The organism is Streptomyces sp. PA03-1a, from assembly GCF_033792805.1.
Lineage (GTDB): Bacteria > Actinomycetota > Actinomycetes > Streptomycetales > Streptomycetaceae > Actinacidiphila.
In genome coordinates, this window is the sequence record NZ_JARAVO010000345.1 from 1 (window position 1) to 7218 (window position 7218).

Annotated in this window: 5 protein-coding genes and 2 pseudogenes; 6 read left to right on the forward strand and 1 reads right to left on the reverse strand. The window is 66.4% G+C overall.

Going from position 1 to position 7218, the window contains the following annotated elements; translation table 11 throughout:
- Positions 1 to 310 precede the first annotated feature (310 nt).
- The gene (locus tag PV341_RS42260; RefSeq protein ID WP_500332304.1) at positions 311 to 832 is read left to right on the forward strand and encodes an SMI1/KNR4 family protein; all 522 of its coding nucleotides are present in this window, start codon (positions 311 to 313) and stop codon (positions 830 to 832) included.
- A gap of 111 nt (positions 833 to 943) precedes the next feature.
- Here PV341_RS42260 and PV341_RS42265 read toward each other — a convergent pair whose 3' ends face one another.
- Positions 944 to 1264 (reverse strand): hypothetical protein, encoded by a 321-nt coding sequence (locus PV341_RS42265; protein WP_500360641.1) that lies wholly within the window; start codon positions 1262 to 1264, stop codon positions 944 to 946.
- Between the two features lie 172 nt (positions 1265 to 1436).
- Here PV341_RS42265 and PV341_RS42270 point away from each other — a divergent pair.
- From PV341_RS42270 to PV341_RS42290, 5 genes and pseudogenes are all read left to right on the forward strand, one after another.
- A pseudogene (locus PV341_RS42270) lies at positions 1437 to 1794 on the forward strand (tyrosine-type recombinase/integrase); the annotation flags it as partial.
- Between the two features lie 532 nt (positions 1795 to 2326).
- Entirely contained in the window at positions 2327 to 2965 is a 639-nt protein-coding gene (locus tag PV341_RS42275) for a VWA domain-containing protein (RefSeq protein ID WP_500360644.1), read from the forward strand.
- Between the two features lie 1022 nt (positions 2966 to 3987).
- Positions 3988 to 5062, forward strand: a pseudogene (locus tag PV341_RS42280) (tyrosine-type recombinase/integrase); the annotation flags it as partial.
- A gap of 437 nt (positions 5063 to 5499) precedes the next feature.
- The gene (locus PV341_RS42285; RefSeq protein WP_500360642.1) at positions 5500 to 6024 is read left to right on the forward strand and encodes a GNAT family N-acetyltransferase; all 525 of its coding nucleotides are present in this window, start codon (positions 5500 to 5502) and stop codon (positions 6022 to 6024) included.
- 56 nt (positions 6025 to 6080) lie between these two features.
- Positions 6081 to 6632, forward strand: a complete 552-nt coding sequence (locus tag PV341_RS42290; protein ID WP_500360643.1) for a hypothetical protein — start codon at positions 6081 to 6083, stop codon at positions 6630 to 6632.
- The last annotated feature ends 586 nt before the right edge of the window (positions 6633 to 7218 follow it).

Consider the following 7218-nt stretch of genomic DNA (forward strand, 5'->3'; position numbering starts at 1 on the left):
AGGGCGTGGCTTCTTCTTCCCCATGCTCTCCATGATGGACATCCTCCCGGGGCTGAACCCCAGATCTCGGATGTCCGCCAAAGCGAATCAAGCCCAGTGGGCGCGCGGCGGCGGACGGCGCGCCGAGCGGGACGGAGGCAGGAGCGTGGGCGGCGGCCGGACGCGGGCCGCGCGCCCGGCGGAGCGTGAGCGACGCTGGGTGCCTTGATGAGGTAGAGAAATCGGTAACAAGTACTGTGGTCTGACCCGCCTCCCGTCGGCCCACTGGCAAGATCGCGATCTACGGCTGGAGTGCCAGAAGGGTATGGCGATGGCAACGCTTGCAGAGATCGAAGCCCTGTTGGGTGAGTCCCGGTTCAACTGGTCGGATCCGGCTCCGTGGACGGACTTGGAGCAGGAACTTGGTATCGAGTTTCCTGCGGACTTCCGTGAGATCGTCGACGCCTACGGTTCAATCGAGATCAACGGGCAGTTGTATCTGAAGCATCCCGCCGCTCACCTTCTGCACAGTCTGGGCGAAAAGATCAGGGGGGATCTCGAGTTCTGGCGTGAGGAGGACATGGCGGAGTTCCTGCCCAGTCCGGTGGGGGCGAGCCCCGGTGAGTTGATACCGGTGGCGACGGCCACGACGGGCGAGGCGGTTTTCCTTCGCGTTCCCGACGACCCCTCGTCGCCCTGGCGCGTCGTGGTCCAGGAGTTTGACAGCCCGGCCTGGACTCTCTACGTGATGACGTTCGGGGAGTGGCTGTTGGCTTACCTCAGGGGTGAGGACGTGACCGTGTGTTCTCGCAACCGTGCGCCTGGCCGCCCGTTCTACGAATTCCTGCCCTGACAATGGCACGGTCCCGCTGGCAGGTGTGGAGCTAACGGGCCCGCTCCGCGACCTCAAGGTCGTGAGACCGGGCAGCGCCGCAAGACCGAGCGTGTAGTAGACCGGCGACGCTCACTTGGCCATGGGAGACGGGCCCACACCGAGCAGCTCGACAATCCAGAAGTCGCCGTACGTGAGTGAGAGGCTACGGATGTTGGCGCTGCCGACCCTGCCGGTTGGCAGGCGTACCTCCAGCGGTCCCGGCTTCAGCGCCCACTCTGGGCTGATGCCAGGTGCCTCGCTGCGGGCGGCCTCAACGGTCCCCTTCCAGCCCGTACGGGACTCGCGACTTTCGGTGCTGGCGTGCTCCCTGAGGTGGACCTCGGCGAAGTCGATGCCGCCAACCGTGGCAGGTCCGTCGTAGCGGCTCAGGCTGAGTGAAGTCTCGGACATATCTCCAGCTTGACGCAGGTTGCGCCGGCGGCCGTGGCTGACGCCGCGGTGCCTGCGGCACCGATCCGCTGACCCTGGTCGACGCGCTGCGGGTCGCCAACGGCCCCGGGTTCGAGCGCTTGCACGAACAGGTGCAGCGCACTGGGGGCTGCGCCGAACCGATCCACCTGGCTTCCCGAGCGAACTGCTGCCGGACGTTAAGCGGCACCTCGACACCTACGCCGGGCCCGGCCGGGACGGTCACGTCTTTCTCGGCCCCCCGGGGTGGGCAGTTGCGGCGGAGCAACTTCCGGGACGACTGGATCCGCGCGCGCTCCAAGGCGGGCATCACGGCAGACGTGCACTTCCACGATCTTCGACATACGGGGAACACCGTGGCCGCCTCCGGCGCGAGCCTGCGGGACCTGATGACCAGGATGGGCCACAGCACTCCGCGCTCCGCGCTGATCTATCAGCACGTGGCAACGGCCGAGATCGCCGATCGGCTCGGGTCGCTGATCCGCAAGGCGCGAGGTGACGTGGACTCGTAGTGGACGTCGTGGCACGGATGTGGCATCGCCGTGGTCACGAGAAAGGGTCAGTTCCGGGGATCAAGCCCCTGAACTGGCTCTTCGTCATGTGCCCCAGGCAGGATTCGAACCTGCGACACCCGTTTCAGGAGTTCGTTCACAGCCACAGGCGCGCCCGTGTGGGCACTGCTCCAGCTCAGGGCAAGCCTCCCGAAACCGCCGGGGTCCGCGTTTGTACGGCTCTGTTGCCGTCATCTTCTGCCGTCAGGATCTACGGAGCCAGTGCCCCGACAACGGCTGGAACCTGAGCTTTGAAGATGCGGGCACAGTCCGCTGGCAGGGCCGGCACGACGTGAATCACGGCCGTGGCAGGCTACGGGGTACTGCGACCGTCTGTCCCCGTTGCCGTCACTGCCGTCTGCGCCTTGCTCCAGCAGACGCTGTTCTTGCCGTCGGAGCGGTCGAATAGGGTGCGCGGGTGACCCGCAAAGGGATTTACTCAGCGTCCATAGCCGTCCGGATCAGCGGGACGAAGCGACATTCGACTCGCGTCGTGCTAGCCCTACCTGGGGCACACCGTTATCCGTTCGAGGCCGGAGTCATCGCCGACATGGCCCGCAGAGTCGCCACCTTGGGCGACTTCCTGGCTCCAGGGGCAGGCGTCGATGCCTGGATGTACACATCACGGCCGCATCGCCTTCCTGAGCTCCGGTTGCCTCAAGCCGCGGGGTGGATCGAGGACTGGGCGGTCCTCCCACGCGAACCTCTGCTCTCTCACGATGCTGCGCGGGGCAACCTGCTCACCCAGCGCACGGCCCGCTATGAGCTCTTCGGCCCCGAGGACGCAGCTGAGGCGATCAGGGGAATCGCGCGAAGCATCCGTGCGGAGGAGGTACCGACCCTCGTGTTGTTCTTCGTGTGGGGACTCCACTCGGAGGGTCCCGGGTTGGCCGATGAGCTCGAAGAGGCATCCGGCGAGCACGTCTTCTGGCAGTTCGTCGGCGACACGAGTATGGGGTCTTCCGTTCTCGATCACCTGGACAGCCTGCGGGCCGAAGCGCCGCACATCTCCAACGTAAACCTTTACCAAGGATGGGACTCGATTCAGGAGACGCCCGATTACCTGTTTTTCCGTGGCGTGCTCAAACCTTTCGTCCGCTGGCGGAAGGCGCTTCCTCAGATGAATAGCTAGGACTTGTCCGGTGGGTCATCTGACTGCTTCGTGTCCGAGTCTTAGATACGGGTATGGGGCGGGGTGATCTGAGTGATGCGGAGTGGGAGAGGCGACCTGGGCAGATGGCCCGCTGTTGCCCGTGTAAGAGGGTCATGCGATGCCCGGCGTTGGCCATGGTTCGCCGCTCGATCTGGCACGCATCCGGCAGGACAGCAGTCAGACGAGACGCCAAGACCAGCACCACGGAGTCCAGTGGCCGGCGGGCCTCTCTTCGCGCCCGCCGACGTGCTCGACGACTATGTGCTGGTGATCTTCGCACTCTTCGTGAGCTCGGAGATCTGTGGACTGTTGGTCATGTGCTCCCCACCTCGTGAGAGGGCAAGTATGGCGACACTTCATGCCGTTGGTCATCTTCCCGGGATTACTCGCGTTGACGGGGACGAGGAAGGCGGAGCGGTATGGCCGGTGGCCTCCCTGGGCTGGGGCTGCGCATGATCAGGGGGCCGTACGCTTGCGGGCAACTCGGGCGGGCTTGTCCCTGCCCAGACGGCCCGGGGCGAATGAGACGACGCCGGGCCGACAGCATCGCGCTGCCGGCCCGGATTGCGTTACACGAGGAAAACCTCTTGTAGCTACAGGTTCGGAGGTTCGTGCGGAGCTCGAACGCCGTGACCTCGGAGCGGTAGTCCTCCCATTCCCAATCTTGTTGCGCAGGAAGTGAATCGGGCTTCCGTTGACCTGGGATTGCCTGGGCGAGCACCCCCGTGGCCTGCGATCGCCCCGCCAATGCTTGTCAGCGTTGGCCACCCCTGGGCGCCCTCGTACGGCCCACAGACGGCCCCGCGACGATGTTCGCCTCGCGGGACGACGCCGCTCAGCCCTCTGCGGCGTACGGTCACCGAAGTCTCCGGGCCGTGGTCCGGGGGGCGCTTGCGACGGTCGACGGGGAGATGAGGCCCAGCGCGGGGTTGTCCATACCGTCCCGCATGTGGTTGAGCCAGCGTTCGTACCAGCTCAGGAAGTCCTGGGCTGAGGAGACGTTCGCGTGCCAGACGGACGGCACCCGTAAGCGCAAGACCGTCTACGGCAACACGTGGGAGGGGTGCGACACCAAGCGTCAGGAGCTGGTCCGGCGTGATCGCCAGGGCGTCCCGACACCCACGCGCTCCGCGAAGCTCTCCGAGTGGCTGCCCTACTGGCTGGAGCAGTTCGTCCAGGCGCGCCGCAAGCTCAGCACGTACGACAAGTACGAGGCGCACGTGCGTCTGTACCTGATCCCTCTGCTGGGCACGAAGCGGCTGGAGTCGCTGAGCGTCGCTGACGTGCGCCGCTTCATCACCCGGGTGCAGAACGAGCAGACCGCAGCGACCGCGAAAGAAGCACACCGGGTGCTGCGCACCGCGCTGACGGCAGCAGTGCGAGAGGAGCTGATCACACGGAACGTCGCGGCGCTGGTGGAGCCGCCCCGCATGAAGCAACGGGAGATCCGCCCATGGTCCCTACAGGAAACGCTGACGTTCCTGGAAGCCGCGCGCACGGACCCGCTGTACGCCGCATTCGTGCTGGCCATCTGCATGGGGCTGCGCCGCGGGGAGCTGGTGGGCCTGCGCTGGTCGGACGTGAACCTGGACAACCGCGTGCTCCACGTGCGCCAGCAGACCCAGCGCCGCCGGGGAACGCTGTACGACGACGACCCCAAGAGCCGCCGCAGCCGGGTCGTCCCGATGCCGGCCCTGTGCATCGCGCCGCTGCGCTGGCACCGTCTCCGGCAGCGCGAGGCGTTCACGCGCACGGGCGTCGCCTGGTCCGAGGCCAGGCACATCTTCGCGACGAGGAACGGCCGCCCGGTGGAGCCGCGTAACGTCTACCGGTCCTTCACCCGAGTTGCCGCCTAAGCAGGGCTGCGGGTGGTCCGGCTGCACGATGACCGGCACGGCTGCTGACGGCTGACGGCTGACGGCTGACGGCGTCGCGCCCCGGGTCATCATGGAGATCCTGGGGCACAGCCAGATCAGCATCACGATGGACGTCCATACCCACGTCGTGCACGACACCCAGCGCGAAGCCATCAGCCACATGGACCGCCTGCTCAAGCGCCGACTGCCGGGCGCCTGAGACCCGGTTGCGGTCTAAGCCTGCCGTCAAAAAGGCCCGCACCATGATCGGTGCGGGCCTTTTCCCTTGTGCCCCAGGCAGGATTCGAACCTGCGACACCCGCTTTAGGAGCGAGGTGGGGCAAGTTTGGGCCTGACCTGCAACATCCAGACTTCGGTGGATGCTGACTGTTTGCGCTGCCAGCATCCGCAGTTCCCCGTGATTTGCCGCCTGATCTGGCACGGTTGTGGCACGGGCTGGTCCCCTCGATGCGAACCGCCGGCCTGACCATCGCTGAGGTCTGCTCGGCTGGTGAGTCTGTCGGCTAGGGCTGGTTGCGGTCGGGTGCGATCGCGGTGGTTGCTGTACTTAGCTGCTGTACAGCAGAGCTGCGTGGTGCGTCCGTGCCCGGCCCAAATTCGAGCGACTGGCTACGCGTACGCAGCTACTATCCGCTCATGATCGAGGTGCGGGCGATGGAGTTGGGTGACATAGACGCCGTTTCGGAGGTCCGGGTGAGCGGCTGGCAGGCGGCGTACGCCGGTATCGTGCCGCAGAGCTATCTCGATGCCATGAGCGTCAAAGAGGACGCGGCCCAGCGTCGGGAGTGGTTCGAGGCGGCCGGGAACCAGGTGGACAACCTCGTCGCTATTGACGCTGACACGGTGACCGGCTGGGCAGCAATGGGGCCGCGCGCTGGCGATCCCCACGGGGGAGAGACCGGTGAGCTTTACGCCCTCTACGTGCGGCCGGATCTGATCGGGACTGGCATGGGCCTCCGGCTGATGGAGGCAGTACGTTCGCGGGCGGTCGAGCGTGGATTCCGGCGCCTAGAACTGTGGGTCCTCGCGGACAACGTCCGGGCCCTGCGGTTCTACGAGCGCGCGGGTTTCTCGCCGGACGGCGCCGAGCGAGTGGAGGCGTACGACGGCGTTCCGCTCAGGGATGTGCGGTATGTGGGCGGCGTGCACGTCTCCGCCTGAGCCCCACCATGCCGCCGCCCGCGCGGTTGGCGGACGGCTTTGGGCTAGGAGCTGCCATGGGGCGAGAGATCATGGGGCCGCTCGGGCACGTGACGGGCACGCGCTACCGTCGGCGGCGGCAAGATGGCCACATGGTCAGCAACGAGAACATGGGCTTCAGCCTGCCGCGGGGAGCGACAGGTTTCTACAGGCCGAAGGATGGCCACCTTCCCGAAACCGACCTGGGGGCTTTTCGGGGCGCCCTCTACGCCGCTGCCCGCGCTGCTGGGGGCAAGGTGGGTGAGGTAGAGAAGCAGGCATACCCTCGCACGTTTCACACCGCGTCGGTCCGCGATGGCGCAGAGGAGCCCATCATCCTGTGTCACGTCTATCACCCCTGGATCGCGTTCGTCCAGAGGCTTGGGGACTGGCAAAGCGAGGAGTTCGTTGCTCCGCCGCCCTGGGCCAGCAGCTTCGAGCACGCTGGCTTTGTGGCACTTGCCCGTCGTCAGCTCGCAACTGGTCTTACCGACCTGGACACATCTGGGCTTTCACAGAGCGAGTGGCGCGAAATTCGCTACTCCGGCGTCACCACGCTGGGAGGGGTGATCTTCAACGCATGGGACTGACCTGCCAAGGCACCTTCCTCCTTGCCCACCACTCACCTCGGCTTCCATCCCGTCTGCCTTCGACCCACACGTCTGTGGAGCGGGCGTGGTTCAGGGCGTCAAGGTGGAGCGCGCCACTGTACGAACGACCTTGACGCCCTGGGCCGTGTCTGCTCGGCTCTGCCTGGGTCGAAGGCAGGCGGATGGAAGCCTCCCCGCATCAGCCACGATCCGGCCGGCCACCCGCTTGCGGCGCCCCCGCCATCCCGGAGCCTGAGCGCCCCCGCCGGAGGCATGTCCGTGCCGCTGGTCGTCGGTGGCGTGTTGGTCTCGACTCATGCCCTTGGCCTATCCACTGTGGGCGCGCGTCGGCGTCGGCAGCGCCGAGCGGGCCGAAGGCAGGAGCGCGGGCGCAGCCAGAGCCGGGAAGCGCGCCCGGCGGAGCGTGAGCGACGCCGGGTGTCTTGATGAGGTAGAGAAACCCGTAACAGCTTGCTTGGCCTGCACACTGTCCTGTCTCGGTTGATGGTTGACAGTGTGGCTTCACCTGATGCTTGACACCGCTTGCCTCGGTTTGGCTGTGTGCGTCTGATTCGCGCGTGCGGGG

Excerpts from the sequence above, each read along its gene's own strand:
- PV341_RS42260 (WP_500332304.1), top strand. The coding sequence starts at position 311 with ATGGCAACGCTTGCAGAGATCGAAGCCCTGTTGGGTGAGTCCCGGTTC.
- PV341_RS42265 (WP_500360641.1), bottom strand. The coding sequence starts at position 1,264 with ATGTCCGAGACTTCACTCAGCCTGAGCCGCTACGACGGACCTGCCACG.
- PV341_RS42285 (WP_500360642.1), top strand. The coding sequence starts at position 5,500 with ATGATCGAGGTGCGGGCGATGGAGTTGGGTGACATAGACGCCGTTTCG.
- PV341_RS42290 (WP_500360643.1), top strand. The coding sequence starts at position 6,081 with ATGGGGCGAGAGATCATGGGGCCGCTCGGGCACGTGACGGGCACGCGC.